The following is a 24,774-nucleotide window of genomic DNA, read 5'->3' as shown; positions in this document are numbered from 1 at the left end:
GGGCCGGGGGGCCATTTCCTCTACCAGGTCCTTTCAGCTCATCGGCAATAGCACTGTCACCCAGAAGCCTGGCCCGGCAGCCTCGTATTTTACCAGCCCTCCTACGGCCCGCGCCCGCGCCTGCATATTGCGCAAGCCATTCCCGCCCGAACTCAGCGCATCAGTGGTCGTACCATCGCCATTATCACGCACCTGCAGCTGAAGCTGATTTTTTAACCTGGCTAAACGAATGGTAACCAGCGTGGCACCATGAGCATGCTTCACCGTATTGTGCAGCGCTTCCTTGTAGATAAGGTACAGCGCCTGCCGCGTTTCGAGGGGCAGCGTCAGGGCTTCCAGCCCCGGCTCGGTGGCAAAATCCACTTCAATACTACTGGCCGACAGCACTTCGTGGGCGTGCTCGCGCAGGCGGTCGAGCAGGCCGGCCAACTCGTTGTTACCGATATCGGCTTGCAGGCCCCACACCACGTCGCTCATCTGGCGCACAGCGGTGCGGCTGGCTTCGGCCATGTGCGTCAGGTACTGCGCCTGCTGGTCGGGGCCGTACACGCCCTGGCTGAGCAGCTCGCTCTGCAGGCTGATTTGGGTGAGCAGTGAGCCCACGTCGTCGTGCAAATCGGCAGCAATGCGTTGCCGCAGGGCCGCTTCCTGGCTTTTCTGGCGCCGCCGGTAAAGCCGCACTCCACCGATAACCAGCAACGCTAAACCAACACTCAACGTTGCTATAATTAGCTGATTACGATTACGCCGCTGGCCGGCCACAAGTTCCGTGATGCGGCGCTGCTGCTCCAGGCTGCGGATTCTGGCCTGTTGCTCGGCCCGGTCGAAGCGGGCCTGGGCTTCGGCCACGGCCTCGGTGCGTTCCTGGTCGAAGATGGTATCGCGCAGGGCCACGTAGCGGTTCAGGCTGTCGAAGGCACCGGGCTGGCCTTGCTGGTGCAGGGCCAGAGCCAGCACGTGCAGGTCGTCGGCCACGCTCACGTAGTCGCCCAGCTCCCGGTTCAGGCGCAAGGCCTGCTCGGCGTAGCTGCGGGCGGCCGCGGGTTGACGCTGCTGCAGGCTGATTTCCGCCAATCTGCTCAAGGCCAAAGCCTCCACCGCTACGCTCTGAATGCTGCGCGCCAGGCGAATAGACTCCCGCCAGCTGGCTTTGGCCGAGTCGGGCTGGTGCTGGTCGGCCTGCACCAGCCCGAGCTGGTTGAGCAGCCGGGCTTTCATGCTCACATCGGTAGTGGGCTGCACCAGGGCCAGGGCCTGCCGCACCAGCGGCGCGGCTTGGCTGGTCTTTTCTTCGTCAAGGTAGTGGTTGGCAATATTATGCAGCACCAGGGCCAGGCCGCGCACGTTGGGCGGCTGGCAGGCGGCGTAGGCCACCCGGGCCTGCTGGTTGTAAGCAAAGGCGCCCTCTTCGTTGCCCAGCGCCCGCGCCACGCTGCCCAGGCCCAGGTAAGCATGGCCAATCAGCAGCTGGCTGCGGGCCTGCCGGGCGGCCCGCAAAGTTTGCTCAAATAACTGCTGAGCACCCTCATAATCATTAGAATAATACAGCGCCGCCGCCAGATTGTTGCAGGCCTGCGCCTCCCCCAGCCGAAAGCCAATGCGCCGGGCCAGCCGCAGGGCCCGCTCGCCGTAGTAGCGGGCGCTGTCGAGGTCGGTTTTGGCCAGCTGCCGGGTGATGCTGGCGTACAGGCGCACCCGAACCGTATCGGCCAGGCCCGGGCGGCGGGCCAGGGTTTTCAGCGAGTCGAGCGCGGGCAAGGTGGCAGCGCCAGCCGCACCTTGCAGCAGACAGGTTACCAATGTTATAGCCAGAAACCGCCAGCAGAGCCTCATCAGATAAAAAGTGCGGAGAAAACCGCCGGGCTAAAGCTACAATTTTATCGTGCGAATTCAGCCTGCTCTGAATATTAACCCGCCTGCCGTGCCATGCGCGCCATGATTTCGCTTTTGCTGTTCACCTCCAGCTTGCGATACACGGTGCGAATGTGCGAGCGCACCGTATCGAGACTGATACCCAGGCGGTCGGCAATGAGCTTGTAGCTCAGGCCATCTTCAATGCCCTGCACGATTTGCAGCTCGCGCGAGCTCAGCGCCTTACTGACATCCTGCACCGGCCGGAAATGCTGCACCACGTGCCGCGCCACGCTCGGGCTCATCGGCGAGCCGCCGGCCGCCACCTGCAGCAGGTTTTCCTTTAGCAAAGTCAGCGGCGTGTTCTTCACCAGATACCCTACTGCGCCGGCGCATAAGGCCTGGAAAACGCGGGCTGCATCGTTATAAACGCTGATTAGCAGCACTTCCGTCTGCGGCAGCTGCTGGCGGATGTGCTTCACGCCCTCAATGCCCGACAGCCCACCGGGTAGCCCGATATCCGACAGCACTACCTTGGGCGCTTCCGCCAACTCGGGCAGCCGGGCCAGAAAATCCTCCACCGAGGCGCACACCAGCACCACCCGAAACTCGGGCTGCGCCGTCAGATAAGCGGCGTAGGCCTCGCGGATAGCGGGCTGGTCTTCAATGATGGCGAGGCTGAGCATACGGCAAAGGTACCGTGCTCCCGGGAGGTGGTCAATAGCACGAAGATGTTAGTGTCCACCCAAAAAAGCGGCCCCGCCAGAGCTGCTTGCTCCGGCGGGGCCGCTTGCAATTGAGGCTGATACCTAGGCCGTAACCTGGGCATCCAGCTTTTGGGCGAGCACGTGCTTGGGCACGGCGCCTACTTGCTTGTCCACAATCTGGCCGTCTTTGAACACCAGCAGCGTAGGGATGCTGCGGATGCCGAATTTCATGCTGGTCTGCGGGTTGGCGTCCACGTCGACTTTGCCGATGATGGCTTTGCCTTCGTATTCGCCGGCCAGTTCTTCCACTACCGGGCCTACCATGCGGCAGGGGCCGCACCACTCGGCCCAGAAGTCTACCAGCACGGGCTTGCCGGAATTGATGATTTCTTCGAAGTTAGCATCGGTGATTTCGATGGCTTTATGTCCCATAACAATTTGGGTTTAATGGTTTCGGGGTGTGAGTTCCTACTACGTAATCGCGGCGCGAAGGTAGTAGTAGGCGTCTGAAACAACGGCGGGGGAGGAAAGTTCAGACGCTTGTCATGCTGACGAAGGAAGCATCCTCTCACGCCGCAACGATTGAGTTACTGCATCGTTGCGGCGTGAGAGGATACTTCCTTCGTCAGCATGACAGATGGGCGCGTTCTGCCTGACAGGCAAGCCTTAAATCAACGTACACACGTCCATCTCCATCTCCTTCATCTTGTCGATGAACTGCTTGGGCTCGATGGTAAAGCGCCGCGAGAACATATCCACCGACAAATGCTCGTGCGGCTCGGCAAACTGGATTTCGAGCCGTTTGCGCCCGGGGGCCGACTCGATGGCTTCTTCCAGCCGGTCGAGCATGGGGCTGGTGACGGTGCGCAGGTCGAGGCGTACGCGCACGCCCTTGCTGCGCTTTTCGGCTACCTCGGCCAGGGGCTCCATGGTGAGGATGCGCAGGTCCCACTGGTCCTGGGTGTGGCGGCGCAACTCCTGCTTGAGCTTCACGAACATGGGCGGCACCTGGTCGTTGGGGTAGTTGCGCGGGTTGATGAGGGGCGCAAACTTGGTATAGTCGTCGCGGAACAGGGCGGGGCTGATGCTGCTCTCGTAGTCTTCGAGGGTGAAGGTGGCGAAGGGCTGGCCGTTTTTGGTGGTCTTGAACATCACGTTGGTGATGAGGCCGGCCACCAGCATTTCCTTGTTTTTGATTTCGTCCACCTTTTCCAGGCCGCAGGTGCAGTAGGCATCGAGCTCCAGCTTGTAGCTGTCGAGCGGGTGGCCCGAGAGGTAGAAACCAACGACTTCCTTCTCGCGGCGCAGCTGCTCGGTTTTGCTCCAGGGGTCCATTTCGTGGATTTTGGGCAGCGGCGCGGCCACCGCGCCGAAGGCCCCGGCCCCGAACAAGCTGTGCTGGGCCGACTCCTTGGCCGCCTGGTGCTGCTGGCCCAGCTGCATGGCTTTTTCGATGAGGTTGCGGTCGCCCTGCGGGGCCTCCACGTAGAGGCGGCGGTGCTTGCCGAAGTCATCAAAAGCGCCGGCCTGGGCCAGGCTTTCGAAGGTTTTCTTGTTGACGGTGCGCAGGTTGACGCGCTTGGCGAAGTCGAAAATGTCCTGGTAGGGGCCGCTTTTCTCGCGCTCTTCCACCATGCTTTCCACGGCCAGCTCGCCCGCGCCCTTCACGGCAGCCATGCCGAAGCGGATTTTGCCCTCCTGGTTGACGTTGAATTTCAAGAGGCTTTCGTTCACGTCGGGGCCGAGCACGGGCACGCCCTGCTTGCGGGCTTCCTCGATGAAGAAGGTCACCTTCTTGATGTCGCCCATGTTGTTGGTGAGCACGGCGGCCATGTACTCGGCGGGGTAATTGGCTTTCAGGTAGCCAGTCTGGTAGGCTACCACGGAGTAGGCGGCGGAGTGCGAGCGGTTGAAGCCGTACTCGGCGAATTTCTCCATCACGTCGAAGACTTCGTTGGCCTTCTTGGCGGGGATATCGTGCAGGTCCTTGGCGCCTTTGGTGAACTTTTCGCGTTCCAGGGCCATCTTTTTCATGTCCTTTTTACCCATGGCGCGGCGCAGCAAGTCGGCGCCGCCGAGGGAGTAGCCGGCCAGAATCTGCGCGGTTTGCATAATCTGCTCCTGGTACACCATGATGCCCTGGCTGTACTCCAAGATGGGCTTCAGCAGCTCGTGGGGGTACTCCACTTCCTCGCGGCCGTGCTTGCGGTTGATGAAGTTCGGGATGAACTGCATCGGGCCGGGGCGGTAGAGGGCGTTCATGGCAATCAGGTCCTCGATGTTGGTCGGCTTGAGGTCCTTGAGGTACTGACGCATGCCCTCGGACTCGAACTGGAACGTGCCGATGGTATCGCCGCGCTGGTAAAGGGCGTAGGTTTTCTCGTCGTCGAGCGGGATGTCGTCGATGTCGATTTTTACGCCGTGGTTGCGCTCGATGAGGCGCAGGGCATCGACGATGATAGTCAGGGTTTTTAGCCCCAGGAAGTCCATCTTGAGCATCCCGGCGCTTTCGATAACCTTGCCGTCGAACTGCGTGACGAGCAGGTCCGAGTCCTTGGAGGTCGAGACGGGGATGTAGTTCGTGATGTCGTCGGGCGCGATGATGACGCCGGCGGCGTGGATGCCGGTGTTGCGCACCGAGCCTTCGAGCTGGGTGGCGAGGCGCAGAATGTAGCCTTTCAGGTTCTCCGGCGACTCATCGCGGCGGATGAAGTCGAGTTCCTGGTTTTCGGCGAAGGCGCCGGCCAGGGTGGTGCCGGGCTTGTCGGGCACCATCTTGGTGAGGTCGTTGGTCTGGGGCAGGGGAAGCTCCATGGCGCGGGCCACGTCCTTGATGCTGGACTTGGCGGCCATCGTGCCGAAGGTAATAATCTGGGCGACTTGGGTTTTGCCGTATTTGCCCACCACGTAGTCGATGACGCGCTGGCGGTTCACGTCGTCAAAGTCGATATCGATATCGGGCATGCTCACGCGCTCTGGGTTGAGGAAGCGTTCGAAGAGCAGGCTGTATTTAATCGGGTCGATGTTGGTGATGCCCACGCAGTAGGCCACGGCCGAGCCGGCGGCCGAACCCCGGCCAGGGCCCACGGCCACGCCCATTTCGCGGCCCTTGTTGATGAAGTCCTGGGTGATGAGGAAGTAGCCGGCGAAGCCCATCGTCTGGATGATGCGCAGCTCGTAGTCAAGGCGTTCCTCGATTTCGGGGGTGCGCTCGGAGTAGCGCGGGGGCTTGGTCATCGTCACGATGCCCTTGCCGGCGCTGGGGCCGAAGGCGCCCACGTAGGTCAGCTCGCGCAGGAACTCGTCGGCGTTGGCGAAGGCGGCCGGGATGGGGAAGTTGGGAAGCAGAATGTCGCGGGCCAGCTTCGGGGGCGTGATTTTATCGACAATCTCGTTGGTGTTATCCACGCTGTCGGGCACGTCCTTGAACAGCTCGTTCATCTGCGCCTGCGTCTTGAAGAAGAACTGGTCGTTGGCGAAGCCGAAGCGGGTGTGGGGCTTGGGCTTCTGCAGTTCCTCATCGATGCGGCGGAGCTGCTTCTGGGCGTTTTCGTCGCGGCCGTGGGTGGCGCGCAGGTTGTCGAGCAGGTCGTAGTGGACCTGGCCGTTGCTGGTGAGCAGAGTGTAGTAGTTAGTGCGGATGTCGCCGACGGGGATGCTGTGCTCCTCGCCGGTGTTCACGCACAGCAGCAGGTCGTGGGCGGCGTAATCGGTTTGGTCGACGTAGTGCGAGTCGTTGGTGCAGATGACCTTGACGTTGTACTTCTTGGCCAGGCGCAGCAGCACCTGGTTCACGTCTTCCTGGCTTTTGCCGGTGCCGTCGAAGTTCATCAACCCGTGGCGCTGGATTTCGATGTAGTAGTCCTCGCCGAAGAGGTCGAGCCACCACTTCAGCTTTTCCTCGGCCGCGGCTTCGCTTTCGAAGAGAATGGCCTGCGGAATCTCGGCGCCGATGCAGCAGCTGGTGGCGATGAGGCCCTGGTGGTAGCGCTCAATCAGCTCCTTGTCGACGCGCGGGAACTTGGAGTACTGGCCCTCGATGAAGCTCAGCGAGCAGAGCTTGGCCAGGTTGTGGTAGCCGGCCTGGTCCTTGGCGAGCAGCAGCTGGTGGTAGCGGTTGTCCTTTTCGCCCTTTTCGCGGCTGAAGGCTTTCTTGTGCCGGTCTTCTACCATGTAGAACTCGCAGCCTACGATGGGCTTGACGTTGTACTTGTTGGCCTCGGCCACGAAGTTGAACGCCCCGAACATGTTGCCGTGGTCGGTGAGGGCCACGGCGGGCATCTCGTCCTTCTGGGCTTTTTTCATGAGGGCCGCGATGCTGGCCTGGCCGTCGAGGAGCGAGTACTGGGTGTGCGAGTGGAGGTGGGAGAAAACGGGCATCTTCTTTTTAATTAATAATTAGTAATTAACAATTACTAATTAGCTGGCGGCAGTAGGTAAAGATACCGCCGGGCGGGGGGCTTTGGCAAACCCTTTTTAGTGGGCTACTGATTCCCTGGCTGCTCTGAGTTTTCGCATCTGCTACCCGTGGGCCCCTCCCGGCCGGGCCGCCAAAACTTCTTTTTGTTGGAGCGCCGGGCAGCCCCAAGCCTTCGCTGTAATGCGCGCTTGGCAGAGACCGTTAGTTTGCTCTGCAAAACGCTTAAATTTGAGCTGCCTATTCGCCTAACTTCGTGTACGGCCTTGTTGCCAGAGCATTTCTTTTATAGTTCGCATGATGGTGACAGTACGGAACCTTACACTTTTACTTTTAGTGTATCTACCGGGTGCTTGTGTTTCCGTACCCGCAAAAACAGGAACCGACCCACGCGTTGCTGCTTATTTTCAGGATTACTTCGCTGTACTTCACCGCGAGGTAGACGGGACAGGCGACCTTGCTGCGCTCAAATCAAAAGATTATGAGCTGCTGCTTATAAATGGAGACAGCCTTTATATGGTCGCCCGCGTAGGTGAGGCCCTCAGGTTCATCCAGACCATCTCGGGAATCCAGGCACCGATTCGCAACCCAGGGCAGTACACTGCTGCTCCAGCCCCTACCCGCGCCGTACTTCGTCGCTGGGAGCAGTGGTACCAAGCCAATCAACACGCACTGCGATGGGACGAGATAACCAAGCAGCCTGTACGCAAATAAGTAGAAGCCCCGACGCCTTACCGGCACCGGGGCTTCTATCATAGGTTCAAACGCTACGCGTCAGGCTTGGCCTCTTCTGGCTTTGCCCCCTGCCGCCGGTGCGCAGCACCACCTTCGAATACCTATGAAAGCGCAGCCACACGCTGTGCCGGGCGACTGAGATTTTAGCGAGGCGCTCCTACTCCACCACCACGTGCTGGGTGCGGGCGGGCTGGCCCGGAGCCTGCACCGTGAGCAGGTAGAGGCCGGGGGCCAGACCGGCGGTGGTAATGTCGGATTTAGCCTGCTGAAAAGCCTGTTGATGCACTATCTGGCCCAAGAGGTTTTGCACGGTAATGGTGCCGGCAGCAGCAGTAGTACCCGTCAGCAGGTGTAAGGTGGTGCCGCGTCCCACTGGATTGGGCCAGATGGTAGCCGGAGCAGCAGACGCCGGCTGCTGGGTAGCGGTGGTCAGCTGGTTGAACCGGACGTTAAACGTAGTAGAGCCGGAGATTCCGTCGGTGGCCAGGTCTAAGTCGCCGTCGCCGTCAAGGTCGCCCAGCGCGATATGATTGGGCGTGGCGCTGAGGGCCACCACCGCATCCCGGCCTAGTGAAAACCCGCCCAGGCCGTCGTTTGTCATCACCCGAACCGTCGGGGCATTCCCGTACGCATTCACGGCCAGGCCATCCAGGTCGCCGTCGCCGTCAATGTCGCCTAACGCGACATCGAACGGCGTAGCCGCTGGCACCAGGCCCAGCACCACGGCGGGGACGACGGGCGTTAGCAGCGCAGCGCCATTATTCAGGCAAACGCTGACGCTGCCGCCGGCGGGATTCGTAACCAGGGCGTCGAGGTCGCCATCACGGTCTACGTCGCCTAAGGCTACCCCGATGGATTGCAGGCCGGTCGAGAGGCTTCCTCCCTGAGCTGGAGCCGTGAACAGTCCGCTGCCATCGTTGAGCCGCACGCTGGCATTGGGAGTGCCCCCACCATTGGCCGTCACAAAATCCAGGTCGCCATCGCTGTCGAGGTCGCCCAGCGCTAGGTCGCGGGGCGAATCGCCCACGGCCACCGTAGCCGCCAGCGTGAAGCCTGCGCTGCCATTGTTACGGCACACACTCACGGAGTTGCCGGCGTAGCTGGCGGTCAGAATATCCAGGTCGCCGTCGGCGTCAATATCCCCCACTTCTATCCCCAAGGGCTGATTGCCCACCAGCGTGGACAAGGTGGCGGGGGCGGTAGTGGTGAAGTTGCCCTGCCCATCGTTGAGGCCGATGGTAATCGCGCCATTCCCTCCCTGCGTGCTGAAATACGTAGAAATTGCCAGGTCGAGGTCACCATCGTTGTCGAGGTCACCGATGGCCAACTCCTGGGGAGAGTAATTCGGTGGCAGCACCAGGGCCGGGGCCGGAACGGCAAAAGTGCCGCCCCCGAGATTGCGGGTGACTGTAATGGCCCGATTAATCACATCCACCACCAGCAGGTCCAAATCGCTGTCGTTGTCGAGGTCGGCCACCTCCACATCGCTGGTGCTGGACCCAATGACGGGGTTGCTCACCCCCCTGAATACGCCGGCCCCCTGGCCGGCGGCGGCCGTAAACTGCCACACCTGCGGTACGGCGCTCCCCGCAGCGGTGAGGGTGGCCCGCACGACTTCGCCGGGCTTAAACCCAACAGTGGGGGTAAGACTGATGACGTTGCCGGTGGCGGTGGCGGTGCCGGCTTTGTGGCCGCCCGCCTGGGCGCTGAATACGTGCAGGGCCGAACCTGCGCCCACGGCAACCGGTGCCGACAGGGTAGCCGCTACGGCAGTTGAGCGGGCAACGCTACGGGCATTGCGAGGTGGAAGCAGGCTCGTAATGACTTGGGCAGAGGCCCCGGAGGCAGCGAAAACAAAACCAAGAAGCGTAAGAAAGCGCATCGGGAGGCCAGGAGTTAGAGAGTGATAAGGTGCCACAAAGTTAGACCGCTGCTGTACCATCGCCTTTGCCCCTGCCGCCCGTGCGCAGCACACTTTCGAATACCCGTGAAACTGCAGCTACACTTCGTGCCGGGTAGCTGAGCCTTTGTAGAGCAGCAACTGCTAGCGTTTTTTTTGATGAGCTGCTGGTTGCATGTTTCAGGCAACAAACAATTCTTAGCTAACCCCGGCCATGGGGCCACGTACAGCGGTCGTAATTATCCAGCTGTCCGCTCCTGCCATGACCCGTACCCTATTCTTCGGAGCCGCCCTGCTGCTGGGGCTGGCCGCCGCGCCCGCTGCCCGGGCCCAGTCCGTCGAGCTGACGATGGACATCTTCACCAGCTCGGTGCTGAGCCAGACCACCACGCTGCTGAATCAGAATGCCCTGGAGGCTTCCTACCGCAACTCGGGCCGCACGGCCGGAGCCAGCGGGCGCAGCAGCACCCGCGCCGCCCGCCCGGCCGCCAGCACGGCCTTCACCCCTACCCCGGCGGCCCGGCAGCAGGCCCTGGCCCAGCAGAATGCCGGCAAGCCCGCCGCCACGGCCCAGCAATTCACGGCCGCCTTTGGGCCGGGCGGCAGCACCGACTACACCGTGCTCTACCGCAAGCTACTGGCCGGCTCGGGCCTGCGCGAAAACGATGTGGCCGACGCCTTTGCCGCTTACCTGGTGGCCACCTACCGGGTGGCCCACGGCGAGGCCCCGGCCGGGGCTCTGCTGCCGGCCAGCGGCTCGGCGGGCGTGCGGCGGCAGTTTGCCCCGGCCGTGGCCAATGTGCTGAGCGGGAAGTCGGCCACGGCTGCGGCCGCGCTGGGCGAGTACCTAAAGCTGCAAACCGCGTTGCTCGCGGTGGGCGCGCAGGGCAGCCCGGCCTCGCTGGTGGCTTTTCGGCGCAACGTGGCCAGCACGCTTAAGCAGCGCTTCCAGCTCGACGTGATGCAGCTGACGCTGACCAGCCAGGGGCTGGTGAAGCAGTAGCCGGCGCTAATCTGGCCGGGGGCATTACTCCACCACCACGCGCTGGGTGCGGGGGGCCTGCCCGGCGGCCTGCACCGTGAGCAGGTAGAGGCCGGGGGCCAAGCTACGAGTGGAAATGTCGGATTTAGCCTGTTGAAAAGGCTGTTGATGCACTAGCTGACCAAAGAGGTTCTGCACGGTAATGGTGCCGGCAGCAGCAGTGCCCGTCAGCACTTGCAAGGTGGTGCCGCGCCCCACTGGATTGGGCCAGATGGTAGCAGGTGCCCCAGCCACTGCGGGCTGGGTAGCGGTGGTCAGCTGGTTGAACCGGACGTTGAAGGTAGTAGAGCCGGTGATTCCGTCGGTGGCCAGGTCTAGGTCGCCATCGCCGTTCAGGTCGCCCAGCGCGATGTGGTTGGGAGTGGCACTGAGGGGCACTATGTAATTTCTGCTTAGCGAAAATCCTCCCAGGCCGTCGTTTATCATCACCCGGACCGTGGGGGCATTGCCATACGCATTAACGGCGAGGCCATCCAAGTCGCCGTCCCCGTCGATATCTCCTAGAGCCACATCAAATGGGGTAGCCGCTGGCACTCCACCCAGCGCCACGGCGGGGACGATGGGCGTTAGCAGGCCAGCGGCATTATTGAGGCAAACGCTGACGCTGCCGCTGGAGGGATTCGTAACCAAGGCGTCCAGGTCGCCATCACCGTCTACGTCGCCCAACGCTACCCCGATAGACTGTTGGCCGGTCGACAGGCTTCCTCCCTGAGCCGGCGCCGTGAACTGCCCGCTGCCATTGTTGAGCCGCACGCTGGCATTGGGAGTGCCCCCGCCATTGGCCGTTACCAAATCCAGGTCGCCGTCGCCGTCCAGGTCGCCCAGCGCCAGGTCGCGGGGCGATATGCCGACGGCCACCGTGGCTGCCAACGTAAAGCCTGCGCTGCCATTGTTGCGGCACACGCTGACGGAGTTGGCGGCGTAGTTGGCGGTCAGGATATCCAGGTCGCCGTCGGCATCAATATCCCCTACTTCTATACCGGTGGGCTGGTTGCCCACCAGCGTGGACAAGGTGGCGGGGGCGGGAGCGGTGAAGGCGCCCTGCCCATCGTTGAGGCCGATGGTAATTGCTCCATTGCCCCCTTGGGTACTGAAATAGGTAGAAATTGCCAAGTCAAGGTCACCATCATTGTCGAGGTCGCCGATGGCCAGCTCCTGGGGAAAGTAATCGGATGGCAGCGTCAGGGCCGTGGCCGGCGCGGCCAAGGTGCCGCCCGCAGCGTTGCGGGCGACCGTGATAGCCCGGTTAAGTATATCTACTACCAGCAGGTCCAAATCGCCATCGTTGTCGATGTCGGCGACCTCAACATCATTAGTACTGGACCCAATAAGGGGGTTGGTGGCGCCTCTGAATACGCCGGGCCCCTGGCCCGCAGCGGCCGTGAACTGCCACACCTGCGGTGCGGTGCCCGCCCCGGCGGCAAGGGTAGTCCGCACAATTTCACCAGGTTTGAACTCGACGGTGGGGGTAATACTGATGATGTTACCGGTAGCGGCAGCCGTCCCGGCTTTGTGGCCGCCAGCCTGGGCGCTGAATACGTGCAGGGCCGAACCTGCACCGACGGCAACCGGTACCGACAGAGTGGCCGCCACGGCCGTTGTACGGGGAGCGTTAAGGGCATTGCGGGGCGGCAGCAGGCTGGTAATAACTTGGGCAGAGGCTCCGAAGGCGGCGAAAACAAACCCAGGCAGTATAAGAAAGCGCATCAGGAGTATTACTAGAGTTGGGCAATGACAAGACGCCGCAAAGCTAGGCAGCGCCCGACCCACTTTTAGCCGACCCGCCGGTGCGCAGCACCACCTTCGAATACCCCTGAAACCGCAACCACACGTCGTGCTTGGTGGGGGAGTTTTTGTAGGGCAACAGCTGCTTGCGGATTTTTTTGATGAGCTGCTGGTTGGCGGCCAGCAGGTCGGAGAGGATTTCGCGGGTGCTTTTGCCCTCCACGTCGGCGAGGCGGCCGGGGGTGAGGCGGCCGGCGAAGCGCTGGAGCAGGCGCTTGGCCTCGGCGAGGTCGGCGGGCAGGAACTCGCGCTTGGTGAGCTGGGCGGCGGGTACTTTGTCGGCTTCGGCAAGCAGGCCGGTGGCCAGGCGCACGAAGGAGTCTTCGTCGGCTTTGCGGAGGGCGTCGCTGCCCAGGGTCACGCGGGGCAGCAGGTCTTCGTCATCGTTGGCTTTGCTTTCGGCGAAGGCCTGGAGGCCGGCCGAGAGTCGGTTGAGCAGGGGCAGCAGCAGGCCTTTGGTTTTGGTTTTCACTTCGGCCGAGTCTTCGCTGTCGGCCTTCAGCACCTCGTCGATGAGCTTATCGGCGTTGGCGTGGTTGGTGGCGAGCTGCTCACGGAGGGGGGCAATGTCCTCTTCGATGGGCTCGTAGTTCTTTTTGTCGGCGTCGAGGCCGGCGGTGGTGGCGGTGTCGCGCCGGTGGTAGGCGTCGAGGCGGTTATTTTTCATGGCAGAAAGAGTTAAGGTGCTGAAAGGTAGAAATAATTTTTGATTGGTCCTGTTTTTTGGCGGTAGTCCGGTATATTTTTTCGTTGGGAGTGCTGCCAGAGGCGTTTCGGACACTGTTCCAGCTGTTTCGGCCACTGTCGGCGGCGTTTCGGGCACTGTCCCGTTGGTTTAGGGCACTGCCCAGGGCATTGTGGGCGCTGTCCCGCCCGTTGCGGGCACTGTTCCGCGTTTTTCGGCTACTTCCGCAGCGTTGCGGGTGCTGTCGGCGGCGTTTCGGGTGCTGTCCGCAGATAGAGGGCCAGGGCCGGGGAGGCGGCCGCGCCGGCCCACAACTTTCGGGCATTTGGAACGACTTATCTTGCATCACGTTTAACCCCCTATACGGGCCCGCCGGGCCCACGCCACGGGCTGCGCTTAGCTCCATTCAGCTACTTCTGCCCCATCGGTGTCAGCGAGTTCCGCCCTCTGGGGTGGGGCCCCGCCTCCTCCTTTTCCTGGCCTTGGATAGCACGCTTCTCCCCTATCCTCGCATGAAAAGCTTTTCCGGCACCACCGACCCGGTGTACCTTGCCCCTACTTACCCTTCGCGCGCCGATGAATTTTTCGGCCGCTTCGTGCAGGACCGGCGCGACCTGCCCTTCGTTTATCTGACGCTCCAGATTTCGGCCACCATGCTGCCGCTGGCGGTACTGCTGTTCGTGCCCGCCGTGACGGGCTGGCTGTGGTGGGCGGTGTTCGGCGTGTATTTCGCGCTCGGCAATGCCCGGTTCCGGGGGCCGTTTGGGCTGATGCAGCACTGCACCAGCCACCGGGTATTTTTCAAGAAAAAGTACGGCTACCTCAACCACTACCTGCCCTGGGTGATTGGGCCGCTGTTTGGGCAAACGCCGGAGACGTACTTCACCCACCACCTGGGTATGCACCACCCCGAGAATAACCTGCCCGACGACGAAAGCTCGACCATGTTCTACCAGCGCGACTCGCTGCGGAGCTTCCTGCGCTATCTGGGTGATTTTTTCCTGCTCGGTATTCCGAAGCTGGTGAGCTACCTCGGCAGCCGCAACAAGCCCACGCTGCGCCGCCGGCTGCTGCGCGGCGAAGCTGTTTACCTGGTGGTCACGTTCGGGCTGCTGTTTGTGAACTGGCCGGCCACGGTGGCGGTGCTCATTCTGCCGGTCATCACCGGGCGCTGCATCATGATGCTCGGCAACTGGGCGCAGCACGCCTTCATCGCCGCCGATGCGCCCGACAACTGCTACCAGAACAGCGTGACCTGCATCAACACGCCCTACAACCACAAGTGCTGGAACGACGGCTACCACATCAGCCACCACCTCAAGCCGGCCATGCACTGGACCGAGCACCCCCTGCACTTCCAGAAGAACCTGGCCCAGTACGCCGCCAACGACGCCATTGTGTTCGATGGCATTCACTTCCTGCACATCTTTTTCTACCTCATGGCCAAGCGTTACGACCTGCTGGCCCGCCACTTCGTGAACCTCGACGACCGGTATGCCGACGACGCCGAAGTAGTGGCCCTGCTGCGCAGCCGCACCCGGCGTATTGCGGCCGCGCCGGTGCTAGCGGTAGCCTGCTGTAGCTGTCATGCTGAACGCAGTGAAGCATCCTATCACGTCGGAACCAAGCGTTCGAACGTGATAGGATGCTTCACTGCGTTCAGCATGACAGCAACTATCTCCCAAACTCAAACGTGTGGGCAAACCGGTGCTCGCGCCCCGTCAAGGCGTCGCGGATAATTTCGGCGGCCAGCAGGCTGTAGGTAGTACCGTTGCCGCCGTAGCCCAGGGCAAACCAGGCGCGGGGAAAATCGGGGTGCTGGCCGATGTAGGGCAGGCCGTCGGAAGTTTCGCCGTACACGCCGCCCCAGGCAAAATCGGGCGTGCAGGGCGTATCGGCGTCGAATAACTCCTGGAATTGGGCCAGCAATTTATCGGTCTTGTGGTTCAGCACGGCGTGCTGGAAGGTACTGTTTTTGATGACCTCGTCGCGCCCACCCACGAACAGGCGGCCGTCGGCCGTGACGCGGGTGTAGAGATAGGGCCGGGCCGTTTCCCAGATTTGGGCGGTGCCGGTGGGCAGCGTGGCGGCCTGGCCGGGCAGGCTGCTCACCACATAGGTCGAGTGCAGGTTCACGATGTCCTGCGGCACCAGTTCGGCCGCCGCGTAGCCCGTGCACACCACGATGTGCCGGGCCCGGATGCGAAACTGGCCCTCGCTGCCGGCCTGCACGGTCACGCCGGGGCCATCAGCATCGGGCGTGTAGCGCTGCACCGGCGTGCGCTCGAAGGCTTGCAGGCCGTTGGCCTGGGCGGCTTGCAATAGCGTATGGGTGAGTTTGTAAGGGTTCACCTGCGCAGTATCACCAGAAAGCAGGCCCGCGGCGGCCTTCAGCTTGAACCGGGCGTGGAGCTCCTGCTCCTCCAGAAAAACACACTCGATGCCAATGCCGCGCCGGGCCTCGCCTTCTTCGAACAGGTGCGGCACATCGGCCTTGGTGCTGGCCAGGTAAAAGCTGCGGCAGTATTCAAATTCGCAGTCGTCGGGCAGCTCTTCGCGGCAGAGGCGGGCCAGGGCGTGTACGGCGTAGAGGTTGCCGAGGTAGCCGTCGTTGGCGCGCTTCACTCCCACTTGCTGGCGCAGGTTGCTCAGGTCTTCATCAAGCTCGTACTGGCACATAGCCGTGCTGGCCGAGGTGCTGCCGCTGCCAAAGTAGCGGGCCTCCAGCACGGCCACGCGCAGGCCAGCCCGGGTAAGGTAGTAGCCCAGAAATGCCCCGGTGATACCGCCGCCCACCACGGCCACGTCGCAGGTGATGTTTTGGTCGAGGACGGGGTAGCGCCCGAGGCCGCGTTCGGTAAGCCAGAAGGGTTGGCCGGTGGTTAAGTTCATACCCAGGGCTTACGCACTGGGGGGCGGGTTGTGTTGCGCCTGCCGCCGGCGCCATCGTCGGAGACGAGGCATAAAAAAACCTCCCGGCCGTGGAGCCGGGAGGTTTTTTAGTGGAAAAGCCAGGCGAATTACTTCGTTTCCTTGTCGCTCTTGCGGTCGGCTTTGGCTTCTTCTTTGTCGGGGTTGGGGTCCTTCTGGGCGTTGGGCGCATCTTCGATGACGCGCAGCTGCTCGGCCACCGGGCCTTTGTACACCTCCGGGCCTTTCTGGCGGCGGGCTTTCTTGGCCTTCTTGGCAGCCGCTTTGTCGGCCTTGGGGTCGGTTTGGGTGGGCAGGGCGCTGGCTTGCAAGTCAGCCGTAGCTACCAACAGGGCGCAGAGAATCAGGAGGTGTTTCATACAAAAAGAAAAGAGAGTGTGAGGGAAAAAAGTTGAAATCAGACAGCGGCTTTAGCAGCTGGGTGCTGCGGGCGGCAGTAATACAACCGCAATAACGCAAATTGTTCCCAAAATCTCACAAATGACTGTTATCTTTTCCCAGGCTATGGAGCTTTCACGCGCAATACCTCCCCTACCTTGACGGCATCTACATGGTTGTTATTCCAGACTTTAAGGCTTTCTACTTTTACCTCATAAAGCCGTGAAATACTGTACAGCGTTTCGCCAGCCACCACGGTGTGCTGGCTGCTGGCAGCGGCTTTTTTCGGGGTAGGCGGCACGTAGAGGGCAGGGTTAGGCGCGGTAGTAGCCAGGCGCAGGGCGGCGGCGGGCTTGCTGGCGGCAGGCGTGGGCTTGGTAGCGGCAGGGGGCGCCGCCGGGACAACGGGCGCGGGCGCCGCTTCTGCCGCCGGACGCAGGCGAACGAGCTGGCCCACGCTCAGGCCGGCGTTGGGCGGCAGGTTATTCCAGGCCAGCAGGTCGGCGGGCTTGATTTCGTACTGCCGGGCCAGGCCGTACACGGTTTCGCCGGGGACCACGCGGTGCAACTCGTCGGCAGCAGTAGCCGGAGTGGCAATTGGAGCCTTAGGGGCGGGCGCTTTGCCGGGGGCAGGCCTTGCGGCGGGCTGATACGTCACCAGTACCTTGCCGTCGGTGTCGGCGACCGGGGCGGCAGGGCGGGCGGGGGCCGGCGCAACCGCGGCCGCAGCTACCGGCGCGGCGGGCCGGGGTGGCATGGTCTTCGCCGGTTGCGGCAGCACAATGGGCTTCGGCAGGGCGGCGGGGGCTTCGGCAGTCGGCGCCGGGACAGCGGGCTTGGAAGCCACCGGCCGGGGGGCGGCGGGCTTCGGCGCGGTGGGCCGGGCCGTCACGGTTTCCGGTTCGGGCTCATCGGCCAGGCCGCCGGTGGGCAGCGGGGCGCGGGGCGGCAGGCTGAGCGGGGCGGCGGGGGTGGGCGGCAGGGGCCGGGGCGTGGGCAGGGCGGGCGGCGCAACGACCACCGCCGGGCGGCTGTTCAGCGCCTCGGTGGCGGCGTCCACATCGGGGGCGTCCGGGATTTCGCGGGCTTCGGACGGCTCGGTGGCGGGCGTCGGCGTGGGTTTGGGGGCCGGGGCCACTACCACCGGCGCGGGCTCGGCGGTCGGTGGCAGGGGCGCCACGGGCGGCACCACGGGCACCACTGCCACCGGGCGGGCGGGGCGGGGCGTGCCCACCGGCATTTCCAGCCCGATGCCCTCCTGCTCATTGCGGTATTCCACGGCAATGGAGCGGGGGCGGGTGTGCTGCAGCCACAGCACGCGGCCGGGGCGCAGCTCCTCGTTCTTCGCCAAGTGGTTTTTTTGCTGGATGGCGTGCTGGCGGATGCCGTACTTCTGCGCCACGTCGGCTACCGACTCATTGGCCTGCACCACGTGGTACTCCACGGCGGCCACGTCGCGCTTGTGCTGCAGGAAGTAGGGCCGGCCGGCAATGGCATTGTCGAACCCGCGCAGCTCGTTGAAGCGCAGGAAGTGGCCCAGCTTCACGCCGCCGCGGCGGGCCAGGTCTTCCTTGCTTTCGTTGGGCAGGGCAACGAGGGCGCGCAGGTTGTTGACGCGCACCTCGGCCTTGTTACGGGCGTTGAGCGTGGGCGCGGTGATGAGCTGCGTTTCGGTGATGCCGCGCTGGCCAGCGGCGAGGCCGGCGGCCGCCGCCGCATCGGTGATGGGCACGATGAGCGTGTAGGGCCGGTCGGCGGGCACCACGGGGGCCAGCAGCCAGCGGTTGTGCACCGCCAGCGCGGCCGGGTCGGCGTAGATGATGTCGGCCTGCTGGGCGAGGCTCTGCCCCGGCACGGCCGGAAATTCCTGCAGGCGCAGCGGGGGCTTGGGGTTCATGCCGCAGGCCGGCTCGAAGGCAATGCAGTGGGCCAGAAACATGAGCACGTAGGGCGAAGTCTGCTCGGTGATGCTCATCTCGGTGGCGCCCTTATCGGTGGGCAGCACGTAGGCTTTCACGCCGCCGGGGCCGGTGTTGTAGCTCAGCAGGGCATTCATCCAGTTGCGCAGGTTGGCGTTGTTGCGCGAGAGGTAGCGGGCGGCGGCGCGGGTGCTGGCCGTGAGGTGGCGGCGCTCGTCCACCTGCTCATTCACCAGCAGGCCGAGGTCGGTGGCGGTGCCTTTCTTCATCTGCCAGTAGCCCACGGCCTCGTGAATGCTCTGGGCGTCGCCGCGCAGGGCGCTTTCCTGCAGCACGAGGTAGCGGAAATCGAGCGGCACGCCCTCCTGCTGCAATACCTTATCAATGATGGGAAACGAGCCATCGGCCAAATCGACCCGGGCCTGAAACGAGGGCTGATGGCGGCACAGCGCGTCGGCCTTCTGCTGGATGAGCGTGCGGGCGGCCTCGTTGATTTCCAGGTGCAGGCCGGCCACGTCCATCGCGGCGGGCACGTCGGGGTGCGGGCGGGTGGTCTGGGCCCGGGTGGAGGCAGCCAGGGCCAGGAGCAGCAACAGGAAAGCAGGTTTGCGCATACGCGGAGGGCATCGTGGAGCTACAAAGTACCTGCTTTTCGCGTGAAGAAGAGTTAAAAGGTAAAAGTGAAGAGTTAAAAGCGAGTAGTTGCCAAGAGCTTCTATCCGCATTTTAACTCTTCACTTTTACCTTTTAACTCTTTCTTACCCGCCGTACGGCCCGCCCCCACCGCCGCCCGGCGGTGGACCATCCGGCCGCCCGCCGCGCCCGCCTGGCCCATCGGTGGGGCCATCGGCGGGCTGCACGTTGCCGCTGCGGATGTTGTAAGTAAACATCAGCATTAGGTAGCGCTGCAGAATGGTCGTCTGCACGTCTTCGTAGTACGCCGAGGTCACGTTGCGCTGGATGCCCTGGTTCTGGTTGAGCAGGTCAAAGGCGTAGAGCTTGATTTCGCCGCGCTGGCCGGGGAAGATTTTCTTGCCAATGCTGGCGTTCCAGAGGATGTACTGCTGGTTGTAGCCGGCCGAGAGGCCCGAGTAGGCCGTGTGTGCCACGTCGGTCTGAATGCTGATACCCGGGCCCACTATCCAGCTCAGGCGCAGGCGGGTGCTTTGGTTGAAGTAGCTGGTGCTGGCGTCCTGCAGGGTGTTGAACACGTAGCTCTTGGTGGAGTTCGACGACACCGTGAAGTCCAGCTTCTCGCTGATGTTGCTGCTCAGGGTCAGGCCCAGGCCCACGCTGGGGGTACGGGCGTAGTTCAGCTGGCCGTTGACCAGGCCGGGGGTCTGGTTGAAGTTGGCGTTGACGCTGCCGTTCACGTTGGTTTTGATGGCCTTGATGGGCTGGCCGTAGCTCAGCAGCGAGCGCAGGGTGTACTGCTGGCTGAGGTTGACGGGCTGGGTGAGCTGGGCGCCGGCGGGCAGGTCCACGGCGCGGGTGGTGCCTTCGGGCGTGATAGTCTGGGCCTGGGCGGCCACGGTGGTGCGGTTGGCAATGGGGTTCTGGGTGTAGGAGCCGCCGAGCAGGGCGAAGAAGTTGCTGGCCTTGTCGGGCGCCGAGGCCGTGTAGCGCACGTTCACGTTGTGCTGGTACTCCTGCCGCAGGTCGGGGTTGCCGATGGTGAGCTGCAGGGGGTTGGAGTTATTTACCACGGCCTGCAGTTGGCTGACGCTGGGCGGACTGGTGCTGGTGCGGTAGTTCAGGCGCAGGTTTTTCTGCTTGCTGAACTTGTAGTTCAGGTTGGCGTTGGGCAGCAGGTTCAGAAAGGTGTAGCGGCCGGTGCCCACCGTCGGAAACTCGGTATCGCTGTTGAGCACCGACGACTGCACAGCCGCGCCCACCGAAGCCTGGTATTTAGGCGTCACGTGGCGGTAGGTCACGCCGCCGGCCTGGTTGAGGTAGTAGTTCTCAAACACGTTGCTCAGCGTCGTGTCGAGGCGCGAGTACTGCTGCTCGGCGTTTTCGAAGTTGAAGGTGCGCTTGTTGGAGTTGTTCGGCGCGTAGCCCAGGGTGTAGTTGACTTGCAGCTGGTCCTGCTTGCTGAGCGGCTCCGAGTAGGCGAAATTGCCGCTCAGGTTCCAGCCTTCCTGGGTGAGGGTGGAAAACTGGTTGAGGTCGGAGGATGACTGGCCGGTGTTAGTGGTCAGCAGGTTGTTGTCGCCGGTGCGGCGGTTATAGTTGGCCACCGCGCCCAGCGAGAACGTGCGCCCCGGCTTACGGAAGCGGTGGCTGAACAGCAGGTCGTTGTTGGAGCTGATGGCCGTGGTGGCAGCGCGGTAGTTGCTCAGGATGTCGCTCTGCCGCACCCCGGCGCTGTCGGTGGCGCCGCTAAAGTTGCTGGTGGCATCGTTCTGCTGCGAGCTGAAGCGCGGGCGAAACAGGATGGTGTTGGCCGAGTCAATCTTGTGCTCCAGCCGGAAGTTGAGGCGGTGGTTGGTGTTGACGCTGCCGGTGGTGGCGTTCTGGGTGTAGGTGATGTTGCTCTGCTCGGGCAGGGTGTAGCGGCGGAAGGTACTGCTGAGAAGACTGTTGTTGCCGCGGTTGAAGAAGTAGCTGCCGGTCAGCTCGGTCTTCTTGTTCCAGGCGTTGGAGTAGTTGAGGCCGCCGGCGAGGCTTTTGGTGATGCCGCCGCTCTGGTTCACGAGGAAGTCGCTGGCGTTGCCGCCGCCACCGCCTCCTCCCCCGCCGCCGCGGTTGCCGCCGTTGCGGCCGCCGCCCTGGCCGCCCCCGCCCTGGTTCGAGTTACCCGACACGCCGGCCAGGTCTTCGGGACTGAAATTCTGCTCGTTCACGTTGTTGGCCTGGGCCACTACCGAGAGGCGCCGGTCGCCGTGAAAGTCGTTGAGGTTGCCGCTGGCCTTGTAGCGCTCGGTGCCCGCGCCGGCCACGATGCGGCCGAAGCGCCCGTTCTTGTACTCGGCCTTGGTGATGATGTTGATGGTCTTGGTGGTGTTGCCGTCGTCGAAGCCCGAGAAGCGGCTCTGCTCGCTGCGCTGGTCGAATACTTCGACTTTGTCGATGACGTCGGCGGGCAGGTTTTTGAGCACCGCGTCGGGGTCGGTGCCGAAGAAGGGCTTGCCGTCCACGAGCACCTGCTGCACGTTTTCGCCCTGGGCCTGCACCTTGCCGTCGGCGCCCACGGTCACGCCCGGCATCTTCTGGATTAGGTCGTTGGCGTTGGCGTCGGGGTTGGTTTTAAAGGCGCGGGCGTTGTACTGGGTGGTGTCGCCCTTCTGCACACTCTGGGCGGCCTGGCCCACCACGGTCACGCCCTTGAGCTGGATGCCGCCGGTGGCCAGCGCCAGCGTGCCCAGCACCACCGGGCTGCCCGCCACGGTGATGGTCTGCCGCTGCTGGGCATAGCCCACGTAGGAGATGTCGAGCACGTAGCGCCCGGCGGCCACGTTGTCCAGCTGAAACTTGCCTTCGGCATCGGCCGCCGCGCCGGTTTTCACCGAGTCGGGCAGGTGGATGAGCAGCACGTTGGCCCCGATGAGGGGCGACTGGTCTTTGCCATCCACGACGCGGCCGCTGACGGTGGTGGGCGCCTGGGCGCGGGCCGCCAGCGTGCTTAACAGCAGGAAGACGAGTAGAAAATAGTTGCGCATGAAGTTCGAGTAGGTCGCGGGAATGCCCTTTGACGTTTTTGCGGCGGCTTCGTTGACTTCCGGGCGGCCCTACTCCAGCTCCTACCGCTTCCGCAGCAGCAGCAGCCCGTCGCGCAGCGGCAGCAGCACGCTTTCCAGCCGGGGGTCCTGGGCCACGCGGTCGTTGAAGGCGCGCACGGCCAGCGTGTCCTTGTCGCTGGGCTTTACGGGGTAGTCGGGCAGCACCTTGCCGCCCCACAGCACGTTGTCGATGAGAAGCAGGCCACCGGGCCGCACCTGGTCAATTACCAAATCAAAGTAAAGGCCGTTGTTAACCTTGTCAGCGTCAATAAAGACTAAGTCCCATACTTCATCGACCAAGAGGCTCAAAACTTCGCGCGCCGCGCCGATGTGCAGCTGGATTTTTTCCGCCAGACCGGCGGCGGCCACGTAGCGCCGGATGCGCGCCTCGCGCTCGGGGTTTACTTCGATGGTGTGCAGTAGGCCGTCGGGGGCCAGGCCCTCGGCCAGGCACAGGGCGGCGTAGCCGGTGAAAGTGCCGATTTCCAGAATCCTTCGCGGCTTAATCAAATGGCTGAGCATGCTCAACAGGCGGCCCTGGGCGTGGCCGCTGCTCATACGCGGCATGAGGAGCTGCACGTGGGTTTCGCGGGTGAGCTGGGCTAGTAGCGGAGGCTCGGGCGTGGTGTGCTGGTCGGCGTAGTGCTGGAGGGGGTCGTTGGACATGACTGGAAGAGAACAACTAAAAAGGTACGGGGCCGTCGGCGCGGGCCGGGGGTGGGGTTACACCGCTAGCGGCTCCAGCCGGAACCGGTACACCATATACCCCGACTTGCCCCGCACATACTCCCACGCCACCACGCGCCACAGCCCCTCGTAGCGGAACTGCGCCGGGCCGGCCGGGGCCACCCGCCGGAAGACGCGGATGGGCTGGCCGGTTTCGTGGCTCTTGATTAAGCCCTGGTTGCGGGCGTCGAGGGTCTGGTCGGCGGTTTGGTGGCCGGTTTTGGGGTCGCGGGCGCCGTGGCCGGCGTACCAGAAGTAGTCGTCGTGGATTTCGTCGTCCTCGTACTGGTCGGCGAGGATGAGGCTTTCGGCGCCCGCGGCGGCGGTGGCGCACACGCCGGCGCGGGGCGGGCGGTGCTGGCGCAGCAGCGAGAGCTCGGCACGGGAGGCGAAGAGGTCGCCGGGCTGGGCGTGGGCGATGGGGCCGAAATGAGGCATACGGTGTAGCGCGAACTTTGTAGTTCGCGTCCCCGCGCCATTATAGTCGTTGAACCGGCGCGGGGACGCGAACTACAAAGTTCGCGCTACAGCCTACTTCCCCTCCGGCACGTACTGCAGCACGCTCAGATTATCCTCCGTCAGCACCTCGTTCGCCATTTCCTGCAGCTCGCTGGCGGTTATTTTATTGATGCGCTCGAAGATGCTCGTCAGCGGCTCGACGTGGCCCAGGTCCAGCGTGCTCTTGCCCAGCAGCTGCATTAGGCCCGAGTTGCTTTCCTCGCTCATGGCGAGCTGACCCATGAGCTGGTTTTTGGCGATGTGGAGCTGGTTGGTGGTGAGGGTCTTTTCGCGCAGCAGCTTCAGTTCCTTCTGCACCAGGCCGATGGTGCGCTTCACCTGCTTGCCCTCGGTGCCGAAGTAGATGCCGAAGAGGCCTGTATCGGTGTAGGGCGAGTAGGAGCTGTCGATGGTATAGACGAGGCCGTACTTCTCGCGCACGGCCAGGTTGAGGCGCGAGTTCATGCCGGGGCCGCCGAGGATGTTGTTCAGCATGAAGAACGGGATGCGGCGCTCGTCGGCGAGGGCGTAGGCGGGGCCGCCGAGCAGGCAGTGGGCCTGGGTGATGGGGCGCTTCTCCACCTTGTCCTTGCGCTGGTAGCCGCCTACGGCCAGGCGGGGGCGCGGGCCCAGGCGGGCGGGCAGCGGGGCCAGGAACTTATCGGCCAGACGCTTCACTTCCTTAAACGGCAGGTTGCTCACGGAGCTGAACACCAGCCGGTCGGTGCGCACGTTCTCGTTATAGAAGGTGTGGAAGTCCGCGGTCTGGAAGTTGCTCACGCTCTCGCGGGTGCCGAGGATGTTGACGCCCAGCGGGTGCGCGCCGAAGACGACTTCGTCGAAGTCGTCGATGATGGCGTCTTCGGGGGCGTCCTGGTACATGCTCATTTCTTCGAGGATGACGCCGCGCTCCTTTTCCAGCTCCTTACCTGGAAATACAGAATTGAACGTGAGGTCGGTGAGCAGCTCAAAGGCGCGCTCGAAGTGGCTGCTGAGCAGCGTGGCGTAGAAGCAGATTTTCTCCTTGGTGGTGTAGGCGTTGAGCTCGCCGCCCACGCTTTCGAGGCGGTTGAGGATGTGGAAGCTCTTGCGCTTGGTGGTGCCTTTGAAGGCCATGTGCTCCCAGAAGTGGGCCAGGCCCTGCTGATGGGCCTGCTCGTCGCGCGAGCCGATGTCTAAGAGGAAACCGCAGTGGGCTATTTTGGTATGCAGCACCTGCTTGTGCAGCAAGCGGATGCCGTTGGGGTATTCGTGGATATGGTAGTCGGTCATAAGAAAGGCAAAGGTACGGGGCAACAACCGCAAGCCGTTGATGGAATATTGGTGGTGAGGTTCGGTGTTCGGTGTTCGGTGTTCGGTGTTCGGTGTTCGGTGTTCGGTGTTCGGTGTTCAGGAAAGTTCATACCCAATACCCAATACCCAATACCCAATACCCAATACCCAATACCCAATACCCAATACCCAATACCCAATACCCA

At 63.1% G+C, this 24,774-nt stretch carries 17 protein-coding genes; 3 read left to right on the top strand and 14 right to left on the bottom strand.

The annotated features are described in order from the left end of the window. Positions 1-33 precede the first annotated feature (33 nt). From Q5H93_RS17320 to dnaE, 4 genes are all read right to left on the bottom strand, one after another. On the bottom strand, positions 34-1,833 hold the full coding sequence (locus Q5H93_RS17320) for a tetratricopeptide repeat-containing sensor histidine kinase (protein WP_305007882.1): 1,800 nt from the start codon (positions 1,831-1,833) through the stop codon (positions 34-36). A 74-nt stretch (positions 1,834-1,907) separates the two neighbouring features. Next, a complete protein-coding gene (locus Q5H93_RS17315; protein WP_305007881.1) occupies positions 1,908-2,537 on the bottom strand; it encodes a response regulator transcription factor in 630 nt (209 codons plus the stop codon). A gap of 123 nt (positions 2,538-2,660) precedes the next feature. After that, positions 2,661-2,990 carry a thioredoxin gene (trxA, locus tag Q5H93_RS17310; protein ID WP_305007880.1) on the bottom strand — a complete coding sequence of 110 codons (330 nt, stop codon included), beginning with the start codon at positions 2,988-2,990 and terminating at the stop codon, positions 2,661-2,663. A 234-nt stretch (positions 2,991-3,224) separates the two neighbouring features. Next, positions 3,225-6,938, bottom strand: coding sequence for a DNA polymerase III subunit alpha (gene dnaE, locus Q5H93_RS17305; RefSeq protein WP_305007879.1), 3,714 nt, complete (start codon positions 6,936-6,938; stop codon positions 3,225-3,227). A 334-nt stretch (positions 6,939-7,272) separates the two neighbouring features. Between dnaE and Q5H93_RS17300 the strand changes: the two genes are divergently transcribed. Next, positions 7,273-7,689, top strand: a complete 417-nt coding sequence (locus tag Q5H93_RS17300; protein WP_305007878.1) for a hypothetical protein — start codon at positions 7,273-7,275, stop codon at positions 7,687-7,689. Positions 7,690-7,867: 178 nt separating this feature from the next. Here Q5H93_RS17300 and Q5H93_RS17295 read toward each other — a convergent pair whose 3' ends face one another. Beyond that, positions 7,868-9,592 (bottom strand): FG-GAP-like repeat-containing protein, encoded by a 1,725-nt coding sequence (locus Q5H93_RS17295; RefSeq protein ID WP_305007877.1) that lies wholly within the window; start codon positions 9,590-9,592, stop codon positions 7,868-7,870. 280 nt (positions 9,593-9,872) lie between these two features. On the opposite strand from Q5H93_RS17295, the gene Q5H93_RS17290 reads away from it, so the two are divergent. Beyond that, on the top strand, positions 9,873-10,613 hold the full coding sequence (locus Q5H93_RS17290) for a DUF6683 family protein (protein WP_305007876.1): 741 nt from the start codon (positions 9,873-9,875) through the stop codon (positions 10,611-10,613). 24 nt (positions 10,614-10,637) lie between these two features. On the opposite strand, the gene Q5H93_RS17285 is transcribed toward Q5H93_RS17290, so the two are convergent. Both Q5H93_RS17285 and Q5H93_RS17280 read right to left on the bottom strand, forming a co-directional pair. Beyond that, positions 10,638-12,359, bottom strand: a complete 1,722-nt coding sequence (locus Q5H93_RS17285) for a T9SS type A sorting domain-containing protein (protein ID WP_305007875.1) — start codon at positions 12,357-12,359, stop codon at positions 10,638-10,640. A gap of 43 nt (positions 12,360-12,402) precedes the next feature. Beyond that, a complete protein-coding gene (locus tag Q5H93_RS17280; protein WP_305007874.1) occupies positions 12,403-13,104 on the bottom strand; it encodes a hypothetical protein in 702 nt (233 codons plus the stop codon). Between the two features lie 530 nt (positions 13,105-13,634). Here Q5H93_RS17280 and Q5H93_RS17275 point away from each other — a divergent pair. Continuing rightward, entirely contained in the window at positions 13,635-14,861 is a 1,227-nt protein-coding gene (locus Q5H93_RS17275) for a fatty acid desaturase family protein (RefSeq protein WP_305007873.1), read from the top strand. Here the strand turns inward: Q5H93_RS17275 and Q5H93_RS17270 are convergent. The 7 genes from Q5H93_RS17270 to Q5H93_RS17240 all read right to left on the bottom strand — a co-directional run bounded on the left by Q5H93_RS17270 (position 14,797) and on the right by Q5H93_RS17240 (position 24,568). Continuing rightward, complete coding sequence (locus tag Q5H93_RS17270) at positions 14,797-16,014, bottom strand: NAD(P)/FAD-dependent oxidoreductase (protein ID WP_305007872.1); 1,218 nt, start codon at positions 16,012-16,014, stop codon at positions 14,797-14,799. The genes Q5H93_RS17275 and Q5H93_RS17270 overlap by 65 nt on opposite strands. A gap of 128 nt (positions 16,015-16,142) precedes the next feature. Further along, a complete protein-coding gene (locus Q5H93_RS17265) occupies positions 16,143-16,412 on the bottom strand; it encodes a hypothetical protein (protein WP_305007871.1) in 270 nt (89 codons plus the stop codon). A gap of 143 nt (positions 16,413-16,555) precedes the next feature. Beyond that, on the bottom strand, positions 16,556-18,964 hold the full coding sequence (locus Q5H93_RS17260; RefSeq protein WP_305007870.1) for a LysM peptidoglycan-binding domain-containing protein: 2,409 nt from the start codon (positions 18,962-18,964) through the stop codon (positions 16,556-16,558). Positions 18,965-19,108: 144 nt separating this feature from the next. Further along, positions 19,109-22,012 carry an outer membrane beta-barrel protein gene (locus Q5H93_RS17255; RefSeq protein WP_305007869.1) on the bottom strand — a complete coding sequence of 968 codons (2,904 nt, stop codon included), beginning with the start codon at positions 22,010-22,012 and terminating at the stop codon, positions 19,109-19,111. Between the two features lie 81 nt (positions 22,013-22,093). Beyond that, on the bottom strand, positions 22,094-22,738 hold the full coding sequence (locus Q5H93_RS17250; protein WP_305007868.1) for an O-methyltransferase: 645 nt from the start codon (positions 22,736-22,738) through the stop codon (positions 22,094-22,096). A 57-nt stretch (positions 22,739-22,795) separates the two neighbouring features. After that, the gene (locus tag Q5H93_RS17245; RefSeq protein ID WP_305007867.1) at positions 22,796-23,236 is read right to left on the bottom strand and encodes a YDG/SRA domain-containing protein; all 441 of its coding nucleotides are present in this window, start codon (positions 23,234-23,236) and stop codon (positions 22,796-22,798) included. 93 nt (positions 23,237-23,329) lie between these two features. Next, positions 23,330-24,568: a M16 family metallopeptidase gene (locus tag Q5H93_RS17240; protein ID WP_305007866.1), complete on the bottom strand. Its 1,239-nt coding sequence runs from the start codon at positions 24,566-24,568 to the stop codon at positions 23,330-23,332. Positions 24,569-24,774 lie beyond the last annotated feature (206 nt).

Origin of the sequence: Hymenobacter aranciens, from assembly GCF_030580865.1 — a bacterium.
GTDB lineage: Bacteria > Bacteroidota > Bacteroidia > Cytophagales > Hymenobacteraceae > Hymenobacter > Hymenobacter aranciens.
Note: the sequence above shows the minus strand (reverse complement) of the source record. Positions and strands in the feature narration are given on the sequence as shown.

Bases quoted from the DNA above. Each gene is read 5' to 3' on its own strand.
- Q5H93_RS17295 (WP_305007877.1), bottom strand. From the start codon at position 9,592: ATGCGCTTTCTTACGCTTCTTGGTTTTGTTTTCGCTGCCTCCGGGGCC.
- Q5H93_RS17260 (WP_305007870.1), bottom strand. From the start codon at position 18,964: ATGCGCAAACCTGCTTTCCTGTTGCTGCTCCTGGCCCTGGCTGCCTCC.
- trxA (WP_305007880.1), bottom strand. From the start codon at position 2,990: ATGGGACATAAAGCCATCGAAATCACCGATGCTAACTTCGAAGAAATC.
- Q5H93_RS17315 (WP_305007881.1), bottom strand. From the start codon at position 2,537: ATGCTCAGCCTCGCCATCATTGAAGACCAGCCCGCTATCCGCGAGGCC.
- Q5H93_RS17280 (WP_305007874.1), bottom strand. From the start codon at position 13,104: ATGAAAAATAACCGCCTCGACGCCTACCACCGGCGCGACACCGCCACC.
- Q5H93_RS17245 (WP_305007867.1), bottom strand. From the start codon at position 23,236: ATGCCTCATTTCGGCCCCATCGCCCACGCCCAGCCCGGCGACCTCTTC.
- Q5H93_RS17240 (WP_305007866.1), bottom strand. From the start codon at position 24,568: ATGACCGACTACCATATCCACGAATACCCCAACGGCATCCGCTTGCTG.
- Q5H93_RS17265 (WP_305007871.1), bottom strand. From the start codon at position 16,412: ATGAAACACCTCCTGATTCTCTGCGCCCTGTTGGTAGCTACGGCTGAC.
- Q5H93_RS17285 (WP_305007875.1), bottom strand. From the start codon at position 12,359: ATGCGCTTTCTTATACTGCCTGGGTTTGTTTTCGCCGCCTTCGGAGCC.
- Q5H93_RS17320 (WP_305007882.1), bottom strand. From the start codon at position 1,833: ATGAGGCTCTGCTGGCGGTTTCTGGCTATAACATTGGTAACCTGTCTG.
- Q5H93_RS17275 (WP_305007873.1), top strand. From the start codon at position 13,635: ATGAAAAGCTTTTCCGGCACCACCGACCCGGTGTACCTTGCCCCTACT.
- dnaE (WP_305007879.1), bottom strand. From the start codon at position 6,938: ATGCCCGTTTTCTCCCACCTCCACTCGCACACCCAGTACTCGCTCCTC.
- Q5H93_RS17250 (WP_305007868.1), bottom strand. From the start codon at position 22,738: ATGTCCAACGACCCCCTCCAGCACTACGCCGACCAGCACACCACGCCC.
- Q5H93_RS17290 (WP_305007876.1), top strand. From the start codon at position 9,873: ATGACCCGTACCCTATTCTTCGGAGCCGCCCTGCTGCTGGGGCTGGCC.
- Q5H93_RS17270 (WP_305007872.1), bottom strand. From the start codon at position 16,014: ATGAACTTAACCACCGGCCAACCCTTCTGGCTTACCGAACGCGGCCTC.
- Q5H93_RS17255 (WP_305007869.1), bottom strand. From the start codon at position 22,012: ATGCGCAACTATTTTCTACTCGTCTTCCTGCTGTTAAGCACGCTGGCG.
- Q5H93_RS17300 (WP_305007878.1), top strand. From the start codon at position 7,273: ATGATGGTGACAGTACGGAACCTTACACTTTTACTTTTAGTGTATCTA.